The organism is Rhodococcus sp. NPDC057014, assembly GCF_042673295.1.
Lineage (GTDB): Bacteria > Actinomycetota > Actinomycetes > Mycobacteriales > Mycobacteriaceae > Rhodococcus_F.
In genome coordinates this window covers 24,579-50,752 of the sequence record NZ_JBHUSF010000027.1, presented here as the reverse complement: position 1 = coordinate 50,752, position 26,174 = coordinate 24,579, and the positions used below count along the sequence as shown (strand labels likewise).

Below are 26,174 nucleotides of genomic sequence, written 5' to 3'. Positions count from 1 at the left end.
CCCGTGATGTGCTCGGTGAACTCACCCAGCGCCGCTGCGTCGACGGTGCCACCGGCTCCGCCGCCCGAGGACGGGAGGGAGACGCTGATTCCGCGGCGCGAGGCCACTGCGGCCACTGCGCTGTCGATGACGGCGTCCACTGCGGCACCGTCGGCGAGACCGCCGCCGGCCAGGCCGCCGAGGTCACCACCACGGATGCTGGAACCGTCGCGGGTTCCGAGCGCCACCTCGGCGGTGACGTGGTACGCCCAGCCGTCGCCGAGTTCCCAGACCTTCTTCACACGGTCTGCGATGGCCGCCGGACGACGACCCGAGGGGCCGAAGACCTTGCGGAGGTGGTCGTTGATCGAATCGGACAGCACCGGGCCGAACGGCTTGTACGTGCGGGCCAGGGAGTCGACCGTGCCGGCGAGCGAACCCATGTCGGCGTCCGCGGCACCGTCGATCGCGCCGAGCGAGAGCTCGGAGCCGAGGTCGACGAGCAGCTGGTTACGCCGCGAGGACACGCCGTCGCACAGCGCCTCGATCGTGTCGACGGGGCCGACCTGGTCGGGGCGGAGCTTCGTCCACAGGCTGATCAGGACCTTGGTGGCGTCGGCGGCCTTGAACGCGATGTCGTCGGGACGCGGTCCACCGGACGGTGCGGCAGCCGGGGCCGGAGCCGCGGCGGGTGCGGCCGATGCGGCGGGAGCCTCGGCTGCGGGTGCGGCCGGCTCGTCGTCCTCGACCGGCGCCGGATCGACGTCGGTGGAGTACACGATCGCGGCTTCACGCTCGATGTTGAGGACCTCGACCGGGTAACCGAAGCGGCCCGGCAGCTTGAGGGTCTGCGACGCGAGGTTCGCGACGGTCGGGACCGAGCCCAGACCGATCTCGACGAACCGCTCGACACCCAGTCCACCCTCGGACTCGTCGGCGAACAGCAGGTCCTGCGTCTCGATCCAGCGCACCGGGCTGGCGAACTGCCAGGCCAGGAGCTCGGTGAGGACCACGCGGGTGAGCTGAACCGGCTTCTTCGCCCAGGAGTCGAAGTCCTTCAGCACCTTGTCGAGGGGCTTCGACGGCACCAGGTCGGCGATCTCCTGCACGAACTCCTTCTCCAGGGAGAACGGCTTGGGCACCAGGTTCGGGATGTAGCGCCCGATCAGGATGGCCGGGTCGATGTCCTGCGGAAGCAGTTCCTCGAGACGTCCACGGAAGTCGTCGACGCCGCCACGCAGCACCGTCGAGTGGAACGGGACGTCGATGCCGGGGACCATGATGTACGCGCGCTTGCCACCGAAAGCCTCACGGCGGATGTCGATCTGCGTCTCCAGCGCGTTGAGCCCGGCGACCGTGCCCGCGATGGCGTACTGCGAGCCACGCAGGTTCAGGTTCACGATCTGCAGGAACTCACCGGTCTCCTCGGCGACACCGGCGACGAACGCCTCGACGTCGTCGTCGGCCAGACCGATCTGCGACGGGCGGATGGCGGCCATCCGGTAGTCGGAGCGGCCGGCCTCGTCGCGGGGAACGAGTGCGTGCATCGCGGAGCCACGCTGGAAGACCACCTCGAGAACGGCTTCCAGGGGCAGCACACCGGCGACGGCGGCGAGAGCGTTGTACTCACCGACCGAGTGGCCTGCGAGCAGGGCACCCTCGACGAACGCGCCGGACTCGCGGAGCTCGGCGACCTGAGCCACACCGAGAGTCGCCATCGCGACCTGGGTGAACTGGGTCAGGTGCAGGACACCGTCCGGGTGCTTGTGCTCGACACCACGGGCCTTGACGACCGTCGGGTTGTCGCGGACCACGGCGAGGATCGAGAAGCCGAGGGCCTTGCGGGTGTGCTTGTCGGCGCGGTCCCAGATCTCGCGGGCGGCCTTGGAGCGGGCGCGAGCGTCGAGGCCCATGCCCGGACGCTGGATGCCCTGTCCGGGGAACGCGTAGACGGTCTTCGGGGCGGCGGTGCGACCGGTGGCGACCATCACGAGGTCACCGTCGATGCGGCAGCCGACCTCGACGATCTCGGCACCGCGGTCCGTGGCGATGCGGTCGACGCGGACGTCGATCTCGGCGCCGGGGCGGACCATGCCGAGGAAGCGTGCGGTCCACGCGGTGAGGCGACGCGGCGGCGTCTTGGTCTCGGCCGGGTCCACGGCGGTGACGACCTGCTGGGCGGCGGCGGAGAGCCACATGCCGTGCACGATCGGGCTGCCGAGGCCGGCGAGCAGTGCCGCGTTGTCGGAGGTGTGGATCGGGTTGTGGTCGCCCGACACCTGGGCGAAGGAGCCCATGTTGCGGGGAGCCACGATCGTGGTGTCGCGGCGACGACGACGCGGGGTGTCGACGGCCGCGTCACTGAGCGAGCCACCGGCGCGGGCCGGGTCGGACAGTTCGCCCTTGCCGGTGCGGCCGCGGATCGCGAAGCGCTCCGACAGGGTGACGACGGCAGGCGCGTCCAGGCCCTCGCCGAGCATGGCGCCAACCTCGACCTTGACCTCGACGACGCGGCCCAGGTCGGTGTCGAGAACCGAGGCGACCTCGGCCTTGACGACGAGAATGCTGGTCTCCGAGGGCAGTTCGCCGACGAAGTCGACGCTGTGGTCCAGGTGGACCAGGTCGAGCATGCCCTCGATGACGGAGAGCGAGTCTTCGGTCTTGGCGGCACCGAGGACGGCGAACACGGCCGGCCAGCAGGCGCCGACGACCACGTCCGGAACGGCCTTGCCGCTCACGCTCAGCGTCGTGGGCAGACCCGAACCGGTGACACCGGCGTGGTCGGCGACCAGGTCGGGCGTCCACGCCAGGTTGAGCCGTGCGACACCGTTCTTGACGGCGGGCAGTTCCTGACCGGCCGCAACCGCGAGGAGAGCCGTCATGGACTGCTCGGCGTCGGCCTCGGTGACCACGGGGGCGCCACCGTCGACGACGGATGCGGGAACGGTGATGGTGATCTCGACCGACTTGCCTGCCACCAGCGGGACCGTGAGGAGCACCTGGCGGTCCTCGATGACGGACAGCTCGGCACCGGTGGTCTCGTGGACCGCGCGGGTGTCGGACTCGACCGACCACTTGTCGAGGTCACCGAGCCGGCGAACCGGGTTCAGCGTCAGGCGCGAGGCCCACTGGATGTCGGGAGCCGACAGAACGGTGTCGAGGACGCCGCGGGCGACGTCCGCGTGACGACGGGCGAGCAGCGACTGCGGCGCGGCGCCGGCGGTGACCAGCTCGTCGTAGGTGGCCTTCTCGAAGCGGTCCAGCAGCTCGCCGACGGGCTCGTCGGCACGCGTGATGCCTGCGACGGCGACGGTGCCGGGGATGACGCAGACCTGGTCCGCGGTGTAGCGGGGATCGTGCGCCTGCCACAGCGAGTCGGAACGCCACCAGCGGCGGACGTCACCGTCGACGACGGGCACGAAGTTGACCGGCTTGCCGGGGGTCTTGCACAGCGAGACGAAGAACGAGACGTCGGCGGGGTGCAGAACCGTGGTCGCGTAGTCGGGGTACTGGGCCTGCAGGGCGCAGATGGCCGCTTCGGGACGCTCGAGGATCGCCTCGTCGGCGAACAAGGTGGGGATGGGTCCGCGGTCGACCGGGTGCAGACGCGACTCGGTGCGCTGCAGCATCTCACCGAAGCGCGCACGCCAGGTGATGTCGAGCCACGGGCTCTCGGTGGCCTCGATGATGGCGTCCTGGAGATCGGTGCCGCAGTCGAATGCCTTCGCCGCGTCGATGCCGACGGCCAGTTCGAGGTAGCGGCGCAGCCACTGCTCGTACGTCATCGTCGCGACGTCGCCGAAGAACGGCTTCGCCGTGACGTTCAGGGCCTCGATGATCTCGTCGCGACGCTCGGCGACGGCGTCGGCGTCGCCGGCGACCTCGTCGAGCAGGCGCCCGGTGCGGGACGCGGCGTTGTCGATCTCGTGGATGTCGGCGCCGAGCTGGCTACGGCCGGAGGCCATGCCGCCCTCGGCGGTGCCCGCACCGACCCAGTCCGGGGTGCCGGGGGTGTCGACGAGGAGCTGCTTGACCTCGGGAGACGTGGTCGCCTCGAGGGTGGCCATGGCGGCGGTGCCGACCAGGATGCCGTCCAGCGGCATCGCCGGGAAACCGTGCGCGACGGACCAGCGGCCGGTCAGGTAGTCGGCAGCCTGCTCGGGCGTGCCGATGCCGCCACCGACGCACAGGACCAGGTTCGGCCGGGTACGCAGCTCGGCGTAGGTGTCGAGGAGCAGGTCGTCCAGGTCTTCCCACGAGTGGTGGCCACCGGCGCGGCCGCCCTCGATGTGGGCGATGACGGGGAACGAGGGAACCTCGTTGGCGATGCGGATGACGGAGCGGATCTGCGCGACCGTGCCCGGCTTGAACGCGACGTAGCTGAATCCGCCCTCGACGAGGTCCTCGATGATCGAGACGGCGTCCTCGAGCTCGGGGATGCCTGCGGTGACGACGACGCCGTCGAAGGGAGCACCCGCGGCGCGGGCCTTCGGGACGAGGCGCTTGCCACCGACGTGGAGCTTCCACAGGTAGGGGTCGAGGAACATCGAGTTGAACTGCACGGCGCGGCCCGGCTCGAGCAGCCCGGTGAGCTTCTCGACGTTGTCGGCGAAAATCTGCTCGGTGACCTGGCCACCGCCGGCGAGCTCGGCCCAGTGGCCTGCGTTGGCGGCCGCGGCGACGATCTTCGGGTCGACCGTGGTCGGGGTCATGCCCGCGAGCAGGATCGGCGAACGACCGGTCAGCTTCGTGAAGGCGGTCTCGACGCCGATGCGTCCGCCCGGCAGCGACACCGGCTTCGGGAGGAACTCGGTCCAGGCGGCGGGAACCTCGGGGGTCGCGCCCGGGGTGAGCAGGTTGCGGTGACCGCCACGGGTCGCGGCGGCGACGATGCCGACGCCCTGGCCGCGGACACTGGCCGACGTCATGCGAGTGAGGAGGTCACCGGGTCCGAGATCGAGGATCCATGCGGCACCGGCTTCGATGGTGCCGTCGACGGCCTCGACCCAGTCGACGGGGTCGACGAGGCAGGCGCTCGTGAGGGCGCGGGCCTTCTCCTCGTCGAGACCGCAGCGCACGGCCCACTGGCCGACGATGTCGATCGTCTCCGCGAGTGCGGGGTGGTGGAAGCCGATCTCGACCGCGAGGGGCTCGAAGACGGGCGCGAAGATGGAGCCGCCACGCTTCTTGGCGTCGCGCTCACGGGCCTCGTCGGCCTCGATCTGCTCGCACCGCTGCTGGACGCGTGCCAGCTGGGCGGGCGGGCCGGACAGAACGACGCGGCGACGGGCGTTGCGGATGCCGAGGACCGCTGCGCGTTCGGGCTCGAGGCCTTCGGCGAGCTCCTCGACGATCTGACGGAGCCGTTCCGGGTCGACGTTGGAGACAGCAAGCATCGGGGTGGAGTCGGCGGCGGAGATCACTCCGCGACGACGGCCGACCAGACCGGCGGCCGCACCGATGAGCTGAGCGAGGGCGAGGAGTTCGCCGTCCTTCCGACCGGAGGAGGCGACGGCCTCCGCGGCGAGGAGTCCCTGGGAGTGGCCGATCACCGACACGGGAGCCGTAACCGCGGGATCGAGGCCCTGAGCCGCCAGCGCACGCAGCGCTGCGATCTGGGTGAGGAAGACGCCGGGGAGGGACACCGCCGCCGAGGTGAGCGCTGCCGCGGAAGGTCCGGACGCCTGGGCGTCGTCCTCTTCGTCGGCGAGTTCCTGCTCGAGGATCCATGCGATGGGGTCGAATCCGACCGGGCGCACGACGAGCAGCTCCTGCGCCACGGGGGCGAGGTAGTCGGCCGCGTCGTTGACGAGGGTGGTGAGTGCCGGCTCGAGTCCGTTGTCGCGGCTCAGTTCCTCGAGCGAGCTCAGCCAGGGTGCGCCCTGACCACCGAAGGCGAGCGCGTACGGCTCACCTCCGAGCAGACGATCCACCAGGGTGCCCTTGCTCGACGACCGAGTGTCGTCCCGGTCTACGCCGATGCGCCGCGAACCCTTCGAGTTGCTTCCGTTTCCTGCGGGTGTCGTGTCGTCAATCGTCACGCGTATGTCCTCTCCTGTTCCCCTCTGGGGGGAGGTGGGGATTGCTGTCTGCTGCCCTCGGCATCGTGTGCCTGCTGTATCGGCTCTGATCAGCTCTTCCGGGCTGCTCAAGGTTGACACAGAATCATGAGGATTTCCTCACGTTCACGAGCCGTCGGGGTGTCACAGCCGTGCATCGGAGAAATATCGCGTGATGTCCCTCACAGACCTACCGCGAAGTGACCGACGGGTAGATCACGTCTCCGCTGCACGTGGGCGGTGCAAGGACGTCCAAGAACCTGAGGAAAGCCTCACATTAATCGTTATCAATTCGTTACCACCTTGACGAAGTCCCAGGTTCATGCAGGTATGCGTCCTCGAAACCGCCCCCGGAGCACGAAGAAACCGAACCTGTCGGACCCTCGCACTAATGTTCGATTCCAGGAACACCCGACAGCCATTCTCCGGGGGGAAGAAATGAGCACAGCCCACATCCGCGCCCTACTCGATCACATCGACGCCGAACTGCCGCGAGAGTCGTGGCCGCACTGGACGGAGGGCTGGCCGCAGGAGATCGAAGCCGCTCTGCTCGACGCGGCCTTCTCCGCCCGCGCGACGTACGGCACGCCTACCACCGGGGTCCGCGCCGTCATCACCCGTTGGCGCGATCACCGCGCCGCACCACTCGACGACCTCACCGCACTCGCCGCGGACGCCGACGAACCCGAAGGCCTCCTGACGGTCCTGAACAACCGGCAGCGGGTACCGGGGAACTACACCACCAAGGCCGAGGCCGTCGCCACGGCGGCACGCTCGCTCACCGAACTGGGCTGCACCACGTCCGCAGATCTCCGCGACGACGACGCGCAGCGGAGCGCCGTCGTCGCCGTGCCCGGATTCGGAGCCGCCACCTGGGAATGCTTCGCCATGCAACTCGGCGTGCCCACAACCGCGTCCCGCGCAGTGGTGTGTGACTTCATCGCCGAGGCACTCGATCTCGAATCACCCGCAACCACACCACAGGCGGAAGACCTCGTCGCCGCCGCGGCAGCGCGCCTCGAGGTCACCGCCACGACCTTCACCCACGCCATCTGGCGATACCAGCGCCGGCAGCAACGCGCGGCAGGTGCGAGGTGAAGTACACGCGGGAAGTCCTCGAACAGGCGGTCGCGGAGTCGACGAGCTACGCGGGCGTAATTCGCTACCTCGGCCGGCGCCAGTCCGGAGGAATGCAAGCCCACCTGACTCGTCAGATCAAGAAGCTCGGAATCGATACGACGCACTTCACGGGCCAGGCGCACACCAAGGGCAAGCCTGCCCGCAATCGCATGTCATGGGAGGAGATCCTCGTCGAAAGGCCACCGGGAAGCGCACGCGTGAAGCCACATTTGCTGCGCCGCGCCCTGATCGAGGCCGGCGTCGAGTATAAATGCGTTCTCTGCGGACTCGGTGATGACTGGTGCGGACTCCCACTGATCCTGCACGTGGACCACATACGGGGCGACCCGTCCGATTCCCGGTTGGAGGAAGTTCGCTTCCTGTGCCCCAATTGCCACAGCCAGACTGCAACGTGGGCGGGGCGAAATATTGGGAACGGAGGCGAACGCACCGGCTGACGTGCGTGCGCCGGAGTGTCGCGCCCATGGCGTAGTCTGTGCTTCGCGCGCGAGTGGCGTAATTTGGCAGCCGCGTCAGGTTTAGGTCCTGGTGTCCGAAAGGACGTGGGGGTTCGAGTCCCCCCTCGCGCACTTTTCGGCTTTGTGCCGATTCGATCGCAATATGCCCCGGGCAGCTCGACCGTCGCGAGCGAGCCTGTGACCGCCGCCATAGCGGCAACCTCTCCTAGCAGCGCATTCGGCGATTCAGGTACCGTCGTTACGTGTCCGGAAACCGTAAGCAACGCCGCCCCGCGCTGATCCTGTTGGTGGTCGTCGGGGCTGTCGGGTGCCTCGCACTCGGCTGGTGGCAGTGGACACGGTTCGAAGCGGTGGGCGGAACGGGCCAGAATCTCGGGTACGCATTCCAGTGGCCGCTGTTCGCGGCGTTCCTCGTCTACGCCTACCGGCGCTTCGTGCAGCTCGAGGACGCCGAGCCGGCAGACACCACGGACGTCCCGGCCGCGCCCGCCGAACTGCGGGAAATCCCGGCCGACGTCTTGCCCCCGCGCCCCGCGGCGGCCGAGGACGACGATCCGGACGACCTCGAGAGCCTGCAGATTTCGCAGTACAACCAGTACCTCGCCGAGCTGTCCGCTCGCGAGACCGATAGGAGCACCACGTGAGCACGGGCCAAGACGAGACGACTGCCGATTCGGTCGCAGATACCGCGAAGCAGAAGAAGATCGCCCCCGCGCTCCTGCGCTACCGCGTCCTCGCCTACGCCACCGGTGTGTGGCTGCTGGTCCTCACCGCAGAGATGGTCGCCAAGTACATCTTCAAGGTCGACAACCTGCCCACCTGGATCGCGGTGGTTCACGGCTGGGTGTACTTCGTCTACCTGCTGGTGACGCTCGACCTGGCGGTCAAGGTGCGCTGGCCCGCGGGCCGGACGGTCGGCACACTCCTCGCGGGCACAATCCCGTTCCTGTCGTTCTATGTGGAGCATCAGCGGACCAAGCAGGTCCGCCGCGACTTCGCACTCTGATCGAACCGCTCGGGTCCGTCACATGACGACCGGCTGACCGGTGTGCAAGTGCAGCGTAGCGAGTGTCAGCGTCCGGTGAGCGCCGCCAGGGCGGGGACGAGTTGGACGAGCGCCCGCCCTCGATGCGAGGACGCGTCCTTCTCCTCGGGTGAGAGCTCGGCGGCGGATCGGGTGTCCCCTTCGGGCACGAATACCGGGTCGTAGCCGAATCCGCCGTCGCCGACGGGTTCCTGGGCGACGCTGCCCCGCCATTCGCCCCGGACCACCGTTTCCCCGCCGCCGGGTAGCACGAGCGCGCACGCCGAGACGAACGCCGCTCCCCTGCGGTCTTCGGGCACGTCGGCGAGCTGGGCCAGGACCAGTGCCGTGTTCGCGGGATCGTTGCCGTGCGTGCCCGACCACCGGGCGGACAGGATTCCGGGCATACCGTTCAGCGCGTCCACCTCGATTCCGGAATCGTCTGCGACGCAGGGCAATCCGGTGGCGGCGGCGCCGTCGCGCGCTTTCGCCAGGGCGTTCTCCTCGAACGTCGCACCGGTTTCGGGGGCCTCGGGGTACTCGGGCACGGCGTCGAGCCCCACCAGTTCGATCCCGTCGACACCGGCCGCCGCGAGCACGCGATGCAGCTCCCGGAGCTTCTTCGCGTTGCGGCTGGCCACCAGCACCCGTGTGGTTTCCGGCACCGGTCTAACTCCCGAACTTCTTCTTCGACGTCTCCGGGACCTTCGGCTCGGGAAGCTCACCGGGGTAGGGCAGTTCGAGTGCCGCCTTCTGGATCTCGAACAACTGCTCGCAGCCTGCGAGTGCGGAATCCAGCAGTTTGTCGAGCGTGCTCCGCGGGAACGTCGCGCCTTCACCGGTGCCCTGGATTTCGACGAGAGTACCGGTGTCGGTGGCCACCACGTTCATGTCGACCTCGGCGCGCGAGTCCTCCTCGTACGGCAGGTCGAGGCGCACACGGCCGTCGACGACGCCCACGCTGACCGCGGCAATGCCGCAGGAGATGGGCTGAGGGTCGGCGAGGCGGCCGGCGGCACGGAGGTAGGTCACCGCGTCGACGAGGGCCACGTAGGCGCCGGTGATGGCGGCGGTGCGGGTTCCGCCGTCGGCCTGCAGGACGTCGCAGTCGAGGGCGATGGTGTTCTCACCGATGGCGGCGAGATCGATGCACGCGCGGAGGGAGCGTCCGACGAGACGGCTGATCTCCTGGGTGCGTCCCCCGACCTTGCCCTTGACGGACTCTCGACCGCTGCGGGTGTGGGTGGCGGCGGGCAGCATGGCGTATTCGGCGGTCAGCCATCCGAGCCCGGATCCCTGACGCCAGCGGGGAACGCCGTCCTCGACGCTGGCGGTGCACATCACCCGGGTGTTTCCGAATTCCACCAGCACCGATCCCGCGGGATGAGTGGTGAAGCCTCGGGTGATCTTGACCTCGCGGAGTTCGTCGTCCGCCCTGCCGTCTTCTCGTGTGGTCACAGCGGAGAGCCTAGTCGTCTCCCGGTGGGGCGCGGACACGGCGTCAGACGGTGTAGACGCCGCCCGCGGACACTGCGTGCACTGGACCGGAGAATTCGGCCTTGGCCTCGGCGATGACGTCCTCGCGGGACGTCCACGGCGGAATGTGGGTGAGCAGCAGTTCGGCGACACCGGCGCGGTGTGCGACCTGGCCGGCCTCGGTGCCCGAGAGGTGGATTCCTTCGGGCCGGTCCGGGCTGTGTGTCCACGACGCCTCCGCCAGCAGCACATCGGCGTCGCGGGCGAGTTCGATCACTTCCTCGCACATCCCGGTGTCGCCGGTGTAGACGAGGGTCCGTCCGGCGCCGTTGGTCAAGCGGAACCCGTAGGCCTCGGGCGGGTGGTTGACCCGCCGCGCCGTGATCGTGAGATCGCCGATCGTGACCGGTTCGCCGTCGGCCCAGTGGTGCAGATCGATCGTGTCGGAGATGTCGTCGATGTCGCCGCCGCACTCGGCGGACGCGACGCCGATCCGGCGGGCGGTGTCGGACGGGCCGTAGACGAGGGCGCGTCCCTTCGGCGGGTTCGGATGATAGCGACGCCAGACGAGGAGTCCGGGGAGGTCCAGGCAGTGGTCCGCGTGCAGATGGCTGAGGAGAACGGACACCTCGCCGGGATCGGCGAACCGCTGGAGCGCACCGAGGACACCGGGTCCGAAGTCGAGTACGAGCGGCGGTGTGTCCGGCGCGGTCAACAGATAACCCGATGCAGGTGAGTCTGGTCCGGAGACGCTCCCTGAACATCCCAGGACGGTAATGCGCATACCCGCCATGCTGCCACGACGACCCGTTTCGGAAAAAGCTTCCGACGGAATTGGCGCGTCGACCTCACAACCGATGGGGAAATGTGACCTGACCATGCTGATCGACCGTGGATCCGGCCCCGTTACCGTTCCCAGGCCTCTTCGAGGACCTGGACCTGTGGGTCGTAGGTTCCGGTGGACAGATACTTCCATCCGCCGTCGGCGACCACGAAGGCGATGTCGGCGCGATGCCCCGCCTCGACTGCGGACCACGCCACGTCGAGTGCGGCATGGAGATTGGCGCCGGTGGACGTGCCTGCGAAGATTCCCTCGACGTCGATCAACTCGCGGGTGCGCTGGATCGCCTCGGCGTGACGCACCCGGAATCGGCGGGTGAGCACCGACTCGTCGTACAACTCCGGGACGAATCCCTCTTCGATGTTGCGGAGACCGCAGACCATCTCCCCGAAGCGCGGTTCCGCGGCCACGATCTCGACTCCGTCGACGTGTTCGCGGAGGAACCGGCCCGTCCCCATCAGGGTTCCGGTGGTGCCGAGCCCCGCCACGAAATGGGTGATCTCGGGCAGGTCCCGCAGGATCTCCGGGCCCGTCGTCTCGTAGTGCGCCATCGCGTTGGCCGGGTTGCCGTACTGGTAGAGCAGTACCCAGTCCGGATTTTCGTCCGACAGGCGCATCGCGACGGCGACCGCCTCGTTGGAACCACCGGCGGCCGGGGAATCGATGATCCGGGCGCCGAACATCGTCAGGAGCTGGCGACGTTCCATCGACGTGTTCTCGGGCATCACGCAGATCAGCTGGTAGCCCTTCAATTTGGCGGCCATGGCCAGGGAGATGCCGGTGTTTCCGCTGGTCGATTCGAGGATCGTCGACCCCGGGGTCAGTCGGCCGTCCCGTTCGGCCTGCTCGATCATCCGCAGCGCCGGGCGATCCTTGATCGAACCGGTGGGGTTGTGATCTTCGAGCTTGGCCCACAACCGCACCGGATTGCTGCCGTTCCAGCGCGGCGACAGCCGGGGCAGGCCGACGAGTGGAGTGTTCCCGAGAGTGTCGATGTACGAATCGAACCTTGCCACGTCAGCGATCAGCCTTCCGTGACTACACGGCGTACGAACGGACACTCGCTGTCGACGTCGGGGGTCGAATCTGTGACAGCCATGATCAACTCCTGAGGGTGCGGTGGGGTGCGGCGACGGAGGTCCGCCGCTGGGGACGCGCCCGGACATCGGCGACACGGCGTGTGCGCGAATCCGCGAGCTCGACCCCCTCGACCGGCTCTCCGTGACGACACTGTCGATGGCCTGAACTACGCAGTTGTGGTGTGCCCGGATCTCGCGAGGAGCCTACCAGCAGGGCATACGCTCGGCCGCCGGAAGCGGCGTACACGCCGGTCGACTACCTGTTCGCCGCGGCGGGCCACTCATCCGAACGAGTGCGGCCCTACCGCTTTCCGGGCGCGCTGCTTCCTGGCGTCGGCGGAGAGCAGCCACGCGGCGAGGACACCGCCGACGGCGCCGAACAGATGCCCCTGCCAGGACACACCGGGCGCGCTCGGCAGCACACCCCACAGCAGACTGCCGTACACGACGAACACCACCACGCCGACGAGGATCTGGCCGAGGTTGCGGGCGAAGACTCCCCGGACCAGAAGGTAGGCGAGCCAGCCGAAGATCAGGACGGAAGCGCCGATGTGGTTGGAATAGGATCCGCCGGTCAACCAGGTGCCCAGACCTCCGACCACCCAGACGATCCCGGTGGCGGCGAGGCCGCGGGCGATGCCCGACAGCAGCACGAGGAACCCGAGGACCAGCAGCGGGACCGTGTTCGCGAACAGGTGCGCCCAGTCGTCGTGGAGGACCGGGGCGAACAGAATTCCCCACAGCCCGTCGATCGTGCGCGGCTGGACGCCGTTGTCTTCGAGTCGCTCGTCGGACGCCACGTCGGCGACCTCGATGACGTACAGCAACATCGTGAACGCGCCGACGACGATCGCGGACTGCAACCACAGCGGCTTCGACGTGCGCGCGGGTGCCGGCGACGCGCCACCCCTCGGCGCCGGCGAGCCGAATCGGGAGGAGTCGAACGGCGAAGTCATGATCCGCACACCCTTGTCGTCATGCCCACAGCTGCCCTTCCAGTGCTTCTTCCGCTTCTTCGACCGTACCGCCGTAGGCACCGGTCGACAGATATTTCCATCCGCCGTCGGCGACGATGAACGCGATGTCGGCGGCGCGCTCGGCCTTGACCGCTTTGCGCGCGACCCCCAGCGCGGCGTGGAGAATCGCGCCGGTGGAGATGCCCGCGAAGATGCCTTCGTTGTCGATCAGTTGCCGGGTGCGGCGGACGGCGTCGGCGGGACCGACGGAGAACCGCGAGGTGAGGACGGATTCGTCGTACAGTTCGGGAACGAAGCCCTCGTCGATGTTGCGGAGGCCGTACACGAGTTCCCCGTAGCGGGGTTCCGCCGCGACGATCTCGATGCCGTCGACGTGTTCGCGGAGGTAGCGACCCACGCCCATCAGGGTTCCGGTGGTGCCGAGGCCGGCCACGAAGTGGGTGATCTCGGGCAGGTCCCGCAGGATCTCCGGCCCCGTCGTCTCGTAGTGCGCCAGCGCGTTCGCGGGATTGCCGTACTGGTACAGCATCACCCAGTCGGGATGGTCCGCGGACAGCTCCTTGGCCACGGCCACAGCCTGATTCGAGCCGCCGCGCGCCGGTGAGTCGATGATCTCGGCGCCGAACATCGTCAGCAGTTGCCTGCGTTCGACGGACGTGTTCTCGGGCATCACGCAGATGAGGTGGTAGCCCTTGAGTTTCGCGGCCATCGCCAGAGAGATGCCGGTGTTGCCGCTGGTCGGTTCGAGGATCGTGGCGCCGGGTGTCAGGGTGCCGTCGTTCTCGGCCTGTTCGATCATGCGGAGGGCGGGCCGGTCCTTCACCGAACCGGTGGGATTGCGGTCCTCGAGTTTCGCCCACAGACGGACCGGTGAGGTGCCGGTCCAGCTCGGCGACAGCCGCGGCAGCCCGACGAGGGGTGTGTCGCCGAGGGTATCGATGAGCGAATCGAACCGCGCCACGGCCGCGATCAGCCTCCGGCGACGGCGGGCAGGATCGTCACGGAATCCCCGTCGGCCACCTCCGTGTCGAGTCCGCCCGAGAATCGGACGTCCTCGTCGTTGACGTACACGTTGACGAACCGGTGCAGGCGGCCGCCGTCGATCAGGCGGTCCTTGATGCCACCGTAATTGCCCTCGAGATCGTCGATGACGGCCGAAAGCGTGGGACCTGTTGCCTCCACTCGCTTTTCGCCGCCGGTGTGGGAACGCAGGATGGTGGGGATCGAAACTGTGACAGCCATGGTCGGCTCCTCGGGATGTGGGTGTCTTCCTGCCGCGGGACCGTCGCGAGGGACGGCGTCGTCACTTGTCGGGGACGTCCGCCACCGAGGTGTGGGCGAACTTGTAACTCTGCACCACGTCGACGGGTTCCTCGGTGACGACGCCGTCGACGATGCGGTAGCTGCGCAGTTCGTGGGCGTCGGGGTCGCGGGTGGAGATGAGCACGTAGTGGGCGTCCGGTTCGGATGCGAAGGAGATGTCGGTCCGGCTGGGATACGCCTCGGTGGCGGTGTGCGAGTGATAGATCACGACGGGCACCTCGTCGGCGTCGTCCATCGCCCGCCACACCTTCAACTGCTCACCGGAGTCGAATCGGTAGAACGTCGGCGAACGTTCAGCGTTGATCATCGGGATGTGCCGTTCGGGGCGGTCGGAGCCCTCGGGCCCGGCGATGACCCCGCACGCTTCGTCCGGGTGGTCGGCCCGCGCGTGCGCGACCATCGCCTCGACGAAGTCCGATCGAATCACCAGCACGTCATCCACCTCCGTGAGCGCCATCCTAGGTGCGGACCGTCGACTCGGCCACCGAACAGACCGCGTCAGGAACGCAGTGCCGAGGGGAACAGCTCGCGGTACGTGGGAATTCCCGCGACCGGAGTGGCGCTGAGGACGGCGTCGACGATGGCCTTCTCGACCACTTCGGCGGCCGCCGTGCAGACGGCGTCGACGACGGGCAGATCGGGTGGGAACGCGTCGGGCACGCCGGCCGGGTGGTGCACCGGGTGGATGCCGGTGGCGAGCGCGAAGATCGTGTCGCCGTCGAGCGGCGAATGCGCGGGCCGGATCGCGCGGGCGAGCCCGTCGTGTCCGGCCACGGCGACGCGGCGCATCGCTGCCTTGCCGAGGGCGGCGTCGGTCGCGACGACCCCGATGGTCGTGTTGAGAACGGTGCTCTTGGCCATCAGTTCGCGTGCCGCCGACACCTCGGCGGCGACCGGCGGCCGGAGCCCGAACGCGGCTGCGCCCACGGTGGCGACGCCCCACGGCAGTCCGGTCGCCGGATCGAACACGGTTCCGACGGGATTGGCCACCATCAGCGCGGACACGGTGATGCCCTTCGCCGGACCGTCCGTGATGACGACGCTCGCCGTTCCGACCCCGCCCTTGATCGCCCCCGCGCGCGCCCCGACCCCGGCGCCCACCGAACCGGAGAGCACCGTGTGCGACGCGGAATCTGCTGCCCGGTAACCGAATTCGGCGGTGGGACGAGTGCGCCAGTCGCCGACCGGCAGATCGAAGATCACGGCGGCGGGGACGATCGGGACCACCTGATCGGGCTCCCCCATACCGATTCCGTGACCGTGCTCCTCCAGCCACCGCATGACGCCGTCCGCGGCGGCGAGCCCATATGCGCTGCCGCCGGTGAGGACGATCGCGTGCACCTTCCGGACGCTGTGACTGGGGTCGAGGAGGTCGGTTTCGCGGGTGCCCGGCCCGCCGCCTCGGACGTCGACCGCACCGGTCGCGCCGTGTGGCGCGAGGACGACGGTGCATCCGGTGGCGGCACCGCTGCCGAGTGTGGCGGCCGGATCGAGTCGGTGGTGGTGCCCGACGCTCAGGCCGACCACATCGACGAGCGAATCGGTGCGGCCCGGCGTCGTGCCCGTCACGGTGCCAGTGCCTGAACGAGCGAGTCCTGCATCCAGGTCAGCCAGTGGTAGATGTCGAGATGCGGTGCGCGGGGATCATTCGGATCGAGTTCGTCGGGCGTGTCGGCGTCGATGCCCAGGTTGGTCCCCAGCGCCAGCCGGACGTCGTTGAGACCGCTGAGCCAGGCGTCGGCCTGTTCCGGTGTGAGCAGAACCTTGCCGCCGTTCTCCGGGACGGTGTGAAGGATGACCGAGCCCGCGGCCAGCTTGGCGTCGATGATCTCCGGTTCGTGGAGTCCGCGCAGCGCACCGTTGACGTCGGCCTTCGACTCGGCGCGGATCTCGTCGTCGTCCGGCGCGTCCATGTCGGGGCGGTGGAAGTCGGGCAGCAGCCGGGCGAGGACTTCCTCGTCGGGTGCCGTCGTGTTGCCCGTCCGCATCCCGGTGAGCGCGGCGAGTTCGTCGGCCGGCGCCGACGCCGCCCGCTCCTCGAGGAGGCCGAGGACGGAGGCGACCAGCGATCGCAGCACCGTCGCCTCGTGCTCGTCCATCTCCGAGCGCAGCTTCATGCCCCCGAGCGAGTTCTTCCTGCTCCACATCCGCACGTCGTGTACCGAGTTCCTTACTGTCCGAACGGAAAGTTAGCTGCTGTCCCGCTGCATCGTGGCCCACAGGCCCGCCGCGTGCAGCTTGCGTACATCGTTTTCGACCTTGTCGCGGGAGCCGCTCGACACCACGGCCTTCCCCTCGGAATGCACCTGCATCATCAATTCGGTCGCCTTCGCCTTGCTGTACCCGAAGAGCTTCTGGAAAATGTAGGTGACGTAGTGCATCAAATTCACCGGATCGTCCCACACGACGGTGACCCAGGGACGATCATTGGCTTCATCGACCTCGACGACCTCCGACTCTGCAGGGGTGACCTGCGGCGATGCCGGCATGGCATCCACGAATGGAGCTGTCGTCGAGCAATGAGCCATGACACAAGGGTACGACGCTCCTCCGCTGGGCGACACCGCGGCTTACAGTGGCCGGGTGTCCAGAGACAGCACCGCCTTGTTCACCGACCAGTACGAGTTGACGATGCTGTCGGCGGCCCTCGCCGACGGTTCCGCGCACCGTCGCTGCAGCTTCGAGGTGTTCGCCCGCCGCCTCCCGGACGGTCGCCGCTACGGCGTCGTCGCCGGCACGGCCCGCCTGGTCGCGGCGCTGTCGAACTTCCGCTTCGGCGAATCGGAACTCGAGATCGTCTCCCGTTTCCTCGACGCCACCACCGTCGCTTGGCTGCGTGACTATCGGTTCGGCGGCGACATCGACGGTTACCGAGAGGGCGACTTCTACTTTCCCGGCTCCCCGATCCTGTCCGTGCGCGGAACGTTCGCCGAGTGCGTGCTGCTCGAGACGCTGATCCTGTCGATCCTCAACCACGACAGCGCGATCGCGTCCGCCGCCGCACGTATGGTCAGCGCCGCGGACGGCCGCCCCATGATCGAAATGGGTTCACGGCGCACCCACGAGGAATCGGCGGTGGCAGCCTCGCGCGCCGCGTACCTGGCGGGTTTCACGGCCACGTCGAATCTGGAGGCGGTCCGCAGGCACGGTGTGCCCGGTGCGGGCACCAGCGCGCACGCGTTCACCCTGTTGCACACCACCCCGGACGGACCGGACGAGACGGCGGCGTTCCGCGCGCAGGTCGCGGCGCTCGGAGTCGGAACCACGCTCCTCGTCGACACGTACGACATCACCGCGGGCGTCGAGACGGCGGTCGAGGTCGCGGGCCCCGGACTCGGAGGTGTCCGGATCGACTCGGGCGATCTGGGTGTTCTCGCCCGGCAGGTGCGCGGGCAACTCGACGGCCTCGGGGCGACGGGGACGAAGATCGTGGTGTCCGGCGACCTCGACGAGTACGCCATCGCTGCGTTGCGGGCCGAACCGGTCGACGTCTACGGGGTCGGCACGTCCGTCGTCGTCGGATCGGGTGCGCCGACGGCGGGAATGGTCTACAAACTCGTCGAGGTGGACGGAATCCCCGTCGAGAAGCGGAGCAGCAACAAGGCGTCGCGGGGCGGAACCAAGAAGGCGGTGCGGTTCGCCCGCGACACCGGAACCCTGGTGGAGGAGGTCGTGTACCCGGCTCACTCCGACGCACCGGACGCGGCAGGCCTCGCGGCGACGGAACTGCTGGTCCCGCTGGTGCGGGGCGGTGAGACCGCCTGCGAGGCGACTACTCTGGAGGACAGCAGATCCCTCCTGGCGGCGGGCCTCGTCAGTCTGCCGTGGGAGGGCTTGAAGCTCTCCCACGGCGAGCCCGCGATCCCCGTGCGCTTCGCCGAACCCGAACCCAGGAGGGCACCGTGATCGACATCGGAGGCACCGACGTCCGGCGGGCACTGCTCGTGGTCGACGTTCAGAACGACTTCTGCGAGGGCGGCTCCCTCGCGGTCGAGGGTGGTTCCGCGGTCGCGGCGGCGATCAGCCGATTCCTGGCGGAGGCCGAGTACGACGCGGTCGCCGCCACCATCGACCACCACATCGATCCGGGCCGCCACTTCTCCGAAGAGCCGGATTACGTCGACACGTGGCCGGTGCACTGCAAATCGGGAACCCACGGCGCGGAGTTCCACCCGGACCTCGATCGCAGTGGCATCGAGTCGGTGTTCTCCAAGGGCGAGTACTCCGCGGCCTACTCGGGCTTCGAGGGCAGGAATTCCGACGGCGAGAGCCTGGAGAAATGGCTGCGTGCGGCCGGGGTCACCGAGGTCGACATCGTGGGCATCGCCACCGATCACTGCGTGGTCGCGACGGCACTCGACGCCGTGGCGGCCGGCTTCCCGACACGCGTGCTCCTCCCCCTCACCGCGGGCGTGGCTCCTACGACCGTCGAGGCCGCGATCACCGCGATGCGCGCCGCCGGGGTGCGCCTCGTGGGGCGCGACTCGGACGTTCCCTCGGACCGCGTGACGATTTCTGACGTAGGTGCCGAGTAACCTGCTCGGGTGCCTGAAAACCTCCCCAACGTCCCCGAGCTGTTGCGCACGGCGGTGCGGTCGCTGGGCGGTGCCGAGCGGTCCAACCAGCTGACCATGGCTTCCGCCGTCGCGCATTCGATCGACACCGGGGAGCATCTGGCCGTCCAGGCCGGAACGGGTACCGGTAAGTCGCTCGCCTACCTCGTGCCGAGCGTCCGGCACGCGGTGCAGAGCGGCAAGACGGTCATCGTCTCGACGGCGACCATCGCACTGCAGCGTCAGCTGATCGACCGCGACATGCCGCGGCTCGCGGACGCGCTCGAGGGTTCGCTCGGCCGCAGGCCGCACTTCGCGATCCTGAAGGGCCGCAACAATTATCTGTGCATGAACAAGATCCACACCGGGACCGCGGAGGAACCGCCGGCCGACGAGCTGTTCGATCCGTTCGCGGTGTCCCGGCTCGGCCGTGAGGTGCAGCGCCTCACCGAGTGGTCCTCGGACACCGAGACCGGCGACCGCGACGATCTGGCCCCCGGTGTCAGCGACAAGGCGTGGCGCCAGGTCAGCGTCACGGCCCGGGAGTGCCTCGGCAAGTCCCGCTGCCCGGTCGGCGAGGACTGCTTCGCGGAGCGGGCCCGCGCGGAGGCATCGCAGGTCGACGTCGTCGTCACCAACCACGCCCTGCTCGCCATCGACGCCATCACCGGGATCGCGATCCTTCCCGAACACGACGTCGTGGTCATCGACGAGGCGCACGAACTGGTCGACCGCGTCACCAATGTCGCCACCGCGGAGTTGGCCGCGTCGACGATCAGTGCCGCGGCCAGGCGCTGCGCGAAGCTCGTCGAGGAGCAGGACGCCGATCGCCTCGAGGCGGCGGGTGAGGGCTGGGCGGCGCTGCTCGAGGAGTTGCGGCCCGAGCGGTGGGAGGCGTTGCCGCCCGGCGCGGCGCCCGCGCTCGCCGCCGTCCGCGACGCCGCCTGGGCGCTGCGCACGGCCATCGGCCCGTCCCGTCCCGGCATGGCGTTGAGCGACCCGGAGGCGGCCGCCGCCCGCAACACCGCGCTCGCGTCGGTCGAGGAGGTTCACGACAGCGCCGTCCGCGTTCTCAGCGCCTTCGACGAGCCGGATCCGGCGAAGCGTCACGACGTGGTGTGGCTGGCCGCCGACGACAACCGTGGTTCGATCCGCCGGGTGGTGCGGATGGCACCGCTGTCGGTCGGCGGGCTGCTGCGTTCCCGGCTGTTCGCGGAATCGACGGTGGTCCTCACGTCCGCCACCCTGACGGTCGGCGGGTCCTTCGACGGCCTCGCCGTCAACTGGGGACTTCCCGCCGAGTCGTCCGTCGTGATCGATCCGGCGACGGCCACCGGGTCCGAGGCGCCGTCCGATGCGGGCACGCTCAAATGGAACGCCCTCGACGTCGGGTCGCCGTTCGACCACGCCCGCGCCGGGATCATCTACATCGCGAAGCAACTGCCGCCGCCGGGCCGGGACGGCCTGTCCCCCGCGTATCTCGACGAGATCGCCGAACTCGTCGAGGCCGCCGGTGGGCGGACGCTGGGATTGTTCTCGTCGATGCGGGCGGCGAAGGCCGCGTCGGAGGCGATGCGCGACCGGCTCGAAACCCCGATCCTGTGCCAGGGCGACGACTCGACGGGCGCCCTCGTCCGGGCGTTCGCCGGTGACGAGCCGACGTCGCTGTTCGGCACGTTGTCGCTGTGGCAGGGCGTCGACGTGCCGGGTCCGTCCCTGAGCCTGGTGATCCTCGACCGCATCCCGTTCCCCCGCCCCGACGACCCGTTGCTGGTCGCCCGGCAGAAGGCGGTGGAGTCGCGCGGCGGCAACGGGTTCCTTTCCGTCGCAGCCAATCACGCGGCGCTGCTGCTCGCGCAGGGTGTCGGACGCCTGCTGCGGAGCGTCGACGACAAGGGTGTGGTGGCGGTTCTCGATCCGCGGCTCGCCACCGCCCGCTATGCCGGGTATCTGCGGGCATCGCTGCCGCCGTTCTGGGAGACGTCGGATCCTGAGGTCGTGCGCAAGGCACTGGGACGGATCCGCGACTCACGCCCCTGAAACGCTGTTCCGCACTGAGTCGGACACCGGATCGGTGCGCACCTATGCTCGACCGATGGACCTTGCGATCTCAGTCCGCGGACTCACCAAGAAGTTCGGTGAAGTGCTCGCCCTCGACGGCCTCGACCTGGAGGTGAAGTCGGGCGAGGTGCACGGGTTCCTCGGGCCCAACGGCGCGGGCAAGTCCACGACCATCCGGGTGCTCCTCGGTCTGCTGCGCGCCGACGGGGGTTCGGCGTCCGTTCTCGGTGCCGATCCGTGGCGTGATTCCGTGCCCGTGCATCGGCGGCTCGCCTATGTGCCGGGCGAAGTGAACCTGTGGCCCAACCTGTCCGGCGGCGAGGCGATCGACCTTCTCGGGCGACTGCGAGGCGGACTCGATCCGGTCCGGCGCGCGTCGCTGATCGAGCGGTTCGAACTCGACCCCACCCGGAAGGGCCGCACCTATTCGAAAGGCAACCGGCAGAAGGTCGCGCTCGTGGCCGCGCTCGCCGCCGACACCGAACTCCTCATCCTCGACGAACCGACGTCGGGCCTGGACCCGTTGATGGAGGCGGTGTTTCAGGAATGCATCACCGAATTCGCGCGCGGCGGGCGCACGGTGCTGCTGTCGAGTCACATCCTCGCCGAGGTGGATGCGCTGTGCCACGCCGTGACCATCATCCGGGCGGGGAGGACGGTGCAGGCGGGAACGCTGTCCGAGCTGCGGCATCTCACCCGGACCACGGTGACGGCGACCACCCGGATCAAGCCCAATCCGATCGGGAACGTACCCGGTGTGCACAACCTGCAGAAGGGTGAGGACGCGAACACGGTGACATTCGACGTCGATTCCGATCAGATCGACCCGGTCATGACCACATTGACGGGGCTGGGCATCGTCTCGATCACCGCCAACCCGCCGACCCTGGAGGACTTGTTCCTCCGCGAGTACCGCGACGAGGTCGAGGCGCTCGGGATCGGACGGCCGCAGTGAGTCAGTTGAGCGGAACCGGTGCGCTCGCCGAACTGGCAGTGCGCACCGACCGGGTCCGGATTCCGGTGTGGACGGTCGCGGTGGCGGGCCTCACCGTCCTGCTCGCGTCGAGTTACTCCACCATTTACCCGACCGCCGAATCCCGGCAGGCCCGTGCCGAACTCATCTCGTCCCCGGCCGCCACCGCCCTTGCCGGGCCGGGCTACGGCCTGGACGACTACACGCTGGGTGCGATGGTCGCGAACGAGATCGCCGGCATGACGATGGTGGCCGTGGCGATCATGTCGGTGCTGCTGGTGACGCGGCATCTGCGGACCGAGGAGGAGACCGGGCGTGCAGAGTTGGTACGCGCCGGCGTCGTCGGGAGGTACGCGGGAATCACGGCGGGACTGATCTCGGCGGCCCTCGCCACTGTGTTCGTCGCGCTGCTGCTCGTCATCGGGTTGCTCGCCGTGGGTCTGCCTCCGGTGGGTTCGCTGAACATGTCGGCGGGTGTGCTGGTCGTGGGTCTGGTGTTCACGGCGCTGTCGGCGCTGGCGTCGCAGCTCACCGAACACGCCCGCGCGGCAAGCGGTGCCGGAATCTGCGCGGTCGTCGTCGCGTACCTGCTTCGGGCGGTGGGCGATGTGCAGCAGGGACGCAGCGGGAGCCTGCTGACGTGGGTGTCGCCGATCGGCTGGTCGCAGGCCACCCGCGCGTACGTCGACGAACGCTGGTGGCCGCTGTTGATCGGCGTCGTCGCGGCGGCACTGACCGTCGTGTGCGCGTATGCGGCCATCGGTCGCCGGGACGTCGGGGCGGGACTCCTCCCGCCGCGGGGCGGGCGCGCCGAGGCGTCCCCCCACCTGACCGGAGTCACCGCGCTCGCGGCGCGTCAGCAGCGCGGCCAGATCCTCGCCTGGGGTGTCGGCGTGTTCGCGCTGTCGCTGCCCATCGGTTCCCTCGGCAGGCAGATCAGCGATTTCATCGAACAGGATCCCGATCTCGCACAGCTGCTGCCGGGTGGCGCCGCGGCGGCCGCCGACGGTGCGTTCGCCCTGTATCTGGTGTTCCTGGCGGTGATGGCCGCGATGTACGCCGTCGGTGCCGTCGTGTCGATCCGCTCGGAGGAATCGGCGGGTCGCGCCGAGGAGGCCCTGGCCACCCCCGTGTCGCGGGCGCGGTGGCTCGGTGGCCAACTGGTCGTGATCGCGGGTGCCGCCGGCGCGATCGCGGTGGCCGCGGGAATCGGAATGGGGATCACCGCGGCCTTCACGCTGTCCGACGCGGGCGCGCTCGGGCGGTTGACCGGCGCGGCCCTGAACACCGTCCCGGCGGTGCTCGTGATCGTCGGGGTGTGCGCGGCCGTGTACGGCCTGATCCCTCGCGCGCTGCCCGCACTGTGGGCGTTCGTGGGCTACGTTCTCGTCGCCGGAATGTTCGGGGAGGTCCTCCCGGACTGGTTCGGGATTCTCTCCCCCTTCCACTACACGCCGGCGCTGCCCGCCGAAGGCTTCGCGGCCGCTCCCCTCGTCGTCCTGCTGCTGCTGGCGGCGGCCCTGTTCCTCGCCGCCGTCGCCGGCTTCCGGCGCCGGGACGTCGGCCCGTGAACCGTGCCGGGACGAACCCGGGCCGGCTCGGTGGTGCCGGTCAGGGGTTCGGCACCGTCACCAGGCCCAGTTCCGACGGATCGACGAGCAGATCGTGGTGCGGGAGCACCCGCACCGTGTACCCGACCGAGCCGGACAGCGGCAGGGCCAGGTCGGCGACGAACAACTCCCCCGATTCGTCCGACGCCGAGTGCGTCATCGGGACCGTGACGAGGTCGGTGAGCTCCTCGTCCGGTCCGGCCTTGCCGATCACGGCCTGCACGGTGACGTCGTCGACGGACAGTTCACCGAGGCGGATACGGGCACGCAGTACCAGATTCGCTCCGATCTCGGGAGTGTCGGGCAGCCCCGCGCCGTCGACCTGCAGCACCGTCACCGCAGGCCACGCGGCCTCGACGCGTCGACGGAACGCGGCAAGTTCGCGGGCGCCGGCGAAGTTCTCCGCCACCACCGTCCGGGCCGATGCGGCGGCCGGCGCGTAGTACTGGACGGCGTAGTCACGCACCATCCGCGACGCCAGCACCTTGGGCCCGAGGTGCTGCAGCGTGTGACGCACCATCTCCACCCAGCGCACCGGCAGTCCGTCCGCGCGGTCGTAGAACCTCGGCAGGACGGCGCGCTCGAGCAGTTCGTACAGTGCGCTGGCCTCGAGGTCGTCGCGCCGGGTCTCGTCGACGACGCCGTCCGCGGTCGGGATGGCCCAGCCGTTCTCGCCGTCGAACATCTCGTCCCACCAGCCGTCGCGGATCGACAGGTTCAGTCCGCCGTTGAGGGCCGACTTCATCCCCGACGTTCCGCACGCCTCGAGCGGGCGCAGCGGGTTGTTGAGCCACACGTCGCAACCCCAGTACAGGTACCGCGCCATCGACATGTCGTAGTCGGGGAGGAACGTGATGCGATGCCGAACGTCGGCCGCGTCGGCGAACCGCACGACCTGCTGGATGAGCGCCTTCCCGCCGTCGTCCGCGGGGTGGCTCTTCCCGGCGACCACGAGCTGTACCGGACGCTCCTCGTCGAGGAGCAGGGCCCGGAGCCGCTCGGGGTCGCGCAGCATCAGCGTCAGACGCTTGTAGGTGGGCACCCGCCGGGCGAAGCCGACGGTGAGCACGTTCGGGTCGAACACCTCGTTCGTCCAGCCGAGTTCCGCGGACGTCGCGCCGCGTTCGATCCAGGACGCCCGGACCCGCCTGCGGACCTCCTCGACGAGTTTCCCGCGCAGCGCATTGCGGGTCGCCCACAGCTCCTCGGCGGACAGGTCCTGCAGCCGCTCCCAGCCGCGGGCCTCCTCCACCAGTTCGGGGCCGAGGATGCGGGTGGCGAGATCGATCCACTCCGGCGCGGCCCAGGTGGGCGCGTGGACACCGTTGGTGACCGAGCCGATCGGCACCTCTCCGGCGTCGAAGCCCTGCCACAGCGGCTGGAACATCTCCCGGCTGACGATGCCGTGCAGCTGGGACACGCCGTTCGCTCGCTGCCCGAGACGCAGGCCCATGTGGGCCATGTTGAACACGGACGGATCCGGTTCGCGGCCGAGTCCGAGGATCCGGTCGATCGTCAGCCCCGGCAGCAGGGACGATTCGTTCGCGCCGTTGTCGCCGCCGAAGTAGTGCCGCACGAGGTCGGCGGGGAACCGGTCGATACCCGCGGGAACGGGGGTGTGGGTCGTGAAGACGGTGCCGGCGCGGACCGCGGCCAGCGCCTCGTCGAAGTCGAGCCCGCCGGTGGTGACCAGTTCGCGGATCCGCTCGATGCCGAGGAACCCGGCGTGCCCTTCGTTCATGTGGAAGACGGCGGGATCGGGCAGGCCGTACGCGTGGGTGTAGGCGCGCACCGCGCGGACGCCGCCGATGCCGGCGAGGATCTCCTGTTTGATGCGGTGGTCCTGGTCGCCGCCGTACAGGCGGTCGGTGACGCCCCGCATCTCGGCGTCGTTCTCCGCGATGTCGGAGTCGAGCAGCAGCAGTGGGACGCGCCCCACCTGGGCGATCCACACGCGGGCGCGCAGCACCCGGCCGCCGGGCACCGCGACGTGCACGAGGACGGGCGCCCCGTCGGACGACTGCGGCCCGGACTCGGTGAGCAGGCGCAATGGCAGGCCCTGCGGGTCGTGCGGCGGGTAGTGCTCGGCCTGCCAACCGTCCGCGGTCAGCGACTGCCGGAAGTATCCCGAGCGGTACAGCAACCCGACACCGATCAGCGGCAGACCCAGATCGGATGCCGCCTTCAGGTGATCGCCCGCGAGAATCCCGAGGCCGCCGGAGTAGTTGGGCAGCACTTCGCTGACCCCGAACTCCATTGAGAAATATGCGATCCCGCCGTCCAGCGACACTCCCTTGGCCTGCTGGTTCTGATACCAGCGGGGCCGGGACAGGTAGTCGTCGAGGTCGGCGGACGCGGCGTCGAGCCGGGCCAGGAACGCGACGTCCTCGGCCAGTTCGTCCAGGCGGGCGGGATCGACCTCGCCGAGCATCCGGACCGGGTCGAACTGCACCTGCCGCCACAGGTCCTCGTCCAGCAATCCGAACAGTTCCTGCGTGGCCGGATGCCACGACCAGCGAAGATTGGTGGACAGCGGACCGAGGGCTGCGAGCCGCTCCGGAAGGTGGGCTCGGACAGTGAACCGACGCAAGGCTTTCACCTCGCGAACGATAACGCACTGC

General features: G+C 69.2%; 22 protein-coding genes and 1 tRNA gene. 10 read left to right on the top strand and 13 right to left on the bottom strand.

Translation table 11 applies throughout. From position 1 onward, the window contains the following. Positions 1–6,020: fatty acid synthase subunit beta domain-containing protein (locus ACFTZB_RS08700; protein WP_378431098.1), on the bottom strand; the 6,020-nt coding region annotated here is incomplete at its 3' end. A 456-nt stretch (positions 6,021–6,476) separates the two neighbouring features. Between ACFTZB_RS08700 and ACFTZB_RS08695 the strand changes: the two genes are divergently transcribed. From ACFTZB_RS08695 to ACFTZB_RS08675, 5 genes are all read left to right on the top strand, one after another. Next, the gene (locus tag ACFTZB_RS08695) at positions 6,477–7,136 is read left to right on the top strand and encodes a hypothetical protein (protein WP_378431097.1); all 660 of its coding nucleotides are present in this window, start codon (positions 6,477–6,479) and stop codon (positions 7,134–7,136) included. After that, positions 7,133–7,615, top strand: coding sequence for an HNH endonuclease (locus tag ACFTZB_RS08690; protein WP_378431096.1), 483 nt, complete (start codon positions 7,133–7,135; stop codon positions 7,613–7,615). The genes ACFTZB_RS08695 and ACFTZB_RS08690 overlap by 4 nt, the downstream gene beginning before the upstream one ends. A 47-nt stretch (positions 7,616–7,662) precedes the next feature. Beyond that, a tRNA-Leu gene (locus tag ACFTZB_RS08685) sits at positions 7,663–7,747 on the top strand. A gap of 131 nt (positions 7,748–7,878) precedes the next feature. Then, positions 7,879–8,280: a transcriptional regulator gene (locus ACFTZB_RS08680; protein ID WP_378431095.1), complete on the top strand. Its 402-nt coding sequence runs from the start codon at positions 7,879–7,881 to the stop codon at positions 8,278–8,280. Next, a complete protein-coding gene (locus ACFTZB_RS08675) occupies positions 8,277–8,642 on the top strand; it encodes a DUF3817 domain-containing protein (RefSeq protein WP_378431094.1) in 366 nt (121 codons plus the stop codon). Before ACFTZB_RS08680 ends, ACFTZB_RS08675 begins: the two co-directional genes overlap by 4 nt. Positions 8,643–8,707: 65 nt before the next feature. On the opposite strand, the gene rdgB is transcribed toward ACFTZB_RS08675, so the two are convergent. The 11 genes from rdgB to clpS all read right to left on the bottom strand — a co-directional run bounded on the left by rdgB (position 8,708) and on the right by clpS (position 16,884). Further along, positions 8,708–9,325 (bottom strand): RdgB/HAM1 family non-canonical purine NTP pyrophosphatase, encoded by a 618-nt coding sequence (gene rdgB, locus ACFTZB_RS08670; protein ID WP_378431093.1) that lies wholly within the window; start codon positions 9,323–9,325, stop codon positions 8,708–8,710. Positions 9,326–9,329: 4 nt separating this feature from the next. Continuing rightward, positions 9,330–10,118, bottom strand: a complete 789-nt coding sequence (gene rph, locus ACFTZB_RS08665; protein ID WP_072947017.1) for a ribonuclease PH — start codon at positions 10,116–10,118, stop codon at positions 9,330–9,332. Positions 10,119–10,161: 43 nt separating this feature from the next. Next, entirely contained in the window at positions 10,162–10,920 is a 759-nt protein-coding gene (locus tag ACFTZB_RS08660; protein WP_378431091.1) for a cyclic nucleotide-degrading phosphodiesterase, read from the bottom strand. A 122-nt stretch (positions 10,921–11,042) separates the two neighbouring features. Then, positions 11,043–11,993, bottom strand: a complete 951-nt coding sequence (locus tag ACFTZB_RS08655; protein WP_378431089.1) for a PLP-dependent cysteine synthase family protein — start codon at positions 11,991–11,993, stop codon at positions 11,043–11,045. A gap of 344 nt (positions 11,994–12,337) precedes the next feature. Further along, positions 12,338–13,012, bottom strand: coding sequence for a rhomboid family intramembrane serine protease (locus tag ACFTZB_RS08650; RefSeq protein ID WP_378431088.1), 675 nt, complete (start codon positions 13,010–13,012; stop codon positions 12,338–12,340). Between the two features lie 19 nt (positions 13,013–13,031). Then, a complete protein-coding gene (locus tag ACFTZB_RS08645; protein ID WP_378431086.1) occupies positions 13,032–13,994 on the bottom strand; it encodes a PLP-dependent cysteine synthase family protein in 963 nt (320 codons plus the stop codon). 8 nt (positions 13,995–14,002) lie between these two features. Continuing rightward, the gene (locus ACFTZB_RS08640) at positions 14,003–14,275 is read right to left on the bottom strand and encodes a MoaD family protein (protein WP_378431084.1); all 273 of its coding nucleotides are present in this window, start codon (positions 14,273–14,275) and stop codon (positions 14,003–14,005) included. A 61-nt stretch (positions 14,276–14,336) separates the two neighbouring features. Next, positions 14,337–14,813 carry a Mov34/MPN/PAD-1 family protein gene (locus ACFTZB_RS08635; RefSeq protein ID WP_148222438.1) on the bottom strand — a complete coding sequence of 159 codons (477 nt, stop codon included), beginning with the start codon at positions 14,811–14,813 and terminating at the stop codon, positions 14,337–14,339. Positions 14,814–14,854: 41 nt separating this feature from the next. Next, positions 14,855–15,925, bottom strand: coding sequence for a P1 family peptidase (locus ACFTZB_RS08630; RefSeq protein ID WP_378431082.1), 1,071 nt, complete (start codon positions 15,923–15,925; stop codon positions 14,855–14,857). Beyond that, positions 15,922–16,509, bottom strand: coding sequence for a DUF2017 domain-containing protein (locus ACFTZB_RS08625; protein WP_124390065.1), 588 nt, complete (start codon positions 16,507–16,509; stop codon positions 15,922–15,924). The genes ACFTZB_RS08630 and ACFTZB_RS08625 overlap by 4 nt, the downstream gene beginning before the upstream one ends. Positions 16,510–16,545: 36 nt before the next feature. Beyond that, positions 16,546–16,884, bottom strand: a complete 339-nt coding sequence (gene clpS, locus ACFTZB_RS08620) for an ATP-dependent Clp protease adapter ClpS (RefSeq protein ID WP_072947001.1) — start codon at positions 16,882–16,884, stop codon at positions 16,546–16,548. Here clpS and ACFTZB_RS08615 point away from each other — a divergent pair. The 5 genes from ACFTZB_RS08615 to ACFTZB_RS08595 are packed head-to-tail and all read left to right on the top strand — an operon-like array spanning position 16,883 to position 23,514. Continuing rightward, on the top strand, positions 16,883–18,262 hold the full coding sequence (locus tag ACFTZB_RS08615; protein ID WP_378431080.1) for a nicotinate phosphoribosyltransferase: 1,380 nt from the start codon (positions 16,883–16,885) through the stop codon (positions 18,260–18,262). The genes clpS and ACFTZB_RS08615 overlap by 2 nt on opposite strands. Then, positions 18,259–18,891: a nicotinamidase gene (locus tag ACFTZB_RS08610; RefSeq protein ID WP_378431079.1), complete on the top strand. Its 633-nt coding sequence runs from the start codon at positions 18,259–18,261 to the stop codon at positions 18,889–18,891. Before ACFTZB_RS08615 ends, ACFTZB_RS08610 begins: the two co-directional genes overlap by 4 nt. A gap of 9 nt (positions 18,892–18,900) precedes the next feature. After that, a complete protein-coding gene (locus ACFTZB_RS08605) occupies positions 18,901–20,949 on the top strand; it encodes an ATP-dependent DNA helicase (RefSeq protein ID WP_378431077.1) in 2,049 nt (682 codons plus the stop codon). A gap of 55 nt (positions 20,950–21,004) precedes the next feature. Continuing rightward, positions 21,005–21,925 (top strand): ATP-binding cassette domain-containing protein, encoded by a 921-nt coding sequence (locus ACFTZB_RS08600; RefSeq protein WP_378431076.1) that lies wholly within the window; start codon positions 21,005–21,007, stop codon positions 21,923–21,925. After that, entirely contained in the window at positions 21,922–23,514 is a 1,593-nt protein-coding gene (locus ACFTZB_RS08595; RefSeq protein ID WP_378431075.1) for an ABC transporter permease, read from the top strand. Before ACFTZB_RS08600 ends, ACFTZB_RS08595 begins: the two co-directional genes overlap by 4 nt. Positions 23,515–23,554: 40 nt before the next feature. On the opposite strand, the gene glgP is transcribed toward ACFTZB_RS08595, so the two are convergent. Then, positions 23,555–26,152: an alpha-glucan family phosphorylase gene (glgP, locus tag ACFTZB_RS08590; RefSeq protein WP_378431074.1), complete on the bottom strand. Its 2,598-nt coding sequence runs from the start codon at positions 26,150–26,152 to the stop codon at positions 23,555–23,557. Positions 26,153–26,174 lie beyond the last annotated feature (22 nt).

What these genes read in the sequence shown, in the direction of transcription:
- ACFTZB_RS08615 (WP_378431080.1), top strand. Translation starts at nt 16,883, where the DNA reads ATGACACAAGGGTACGACGCTCCTCCGCTGGGCGACACCGCGGCTTAC.
- ACFTZB_RS08660 (WP_378431091.1), bottom strand. Translation starts at nt 10,920, where the DNA reads ATGCGCATTACCGTCCTGGGATGTTCAGGGAGCGTCTCCGGACCAGAC.
- ACFTZB_RS08695 (WP_378431097.1), top strand. Translation starts at nt 6,477, where the DNA reads ATGAGCACAGCCCACATCCGCGCCCTACTCGATCACATCGACGCCGAA.
- ACFTZB_RS08650 (WP_378431088.1), bottom strand. Translation starts at nt 13,012, where the DNA reads ATGACTTCGCCGTTCGACTCCTCCCGATTCGGCTCGCCGGCGCCGAGG.
- ACFTZB_RS08640 (WP_378431084.1), bottom strand. Translation starts at nt 14,275, where the DNA reads ATGGCTGTCACAGTTTCGATCCCCACCATCCTGCGTTCCCACACCGGC.
- ACFTZB_RS08600 (WP_378431076.1), top strand. Translation starts at nt 21,005, where the DNA reads ATGGACCTTGCGATCTCAGTCCGCGGACTCACCAAGAAGTTCGGTGAA.
- ACFTZB_RS08635 (WP_148222438.1), bottom strand. Translation starts at nt 14,813, where the DNA reads ATGGCGCTCACGGAGGTGGATGACGTGCTGGTGATTCGATCGGACTTC.
- clpS (WP_072947001.1), bottom strand. Translation starts at nt 16,884, where the DNA reads ATGGCTCATTGCTCGACGACAGCTCCATTCGTGGATGCCATGCCGGCA.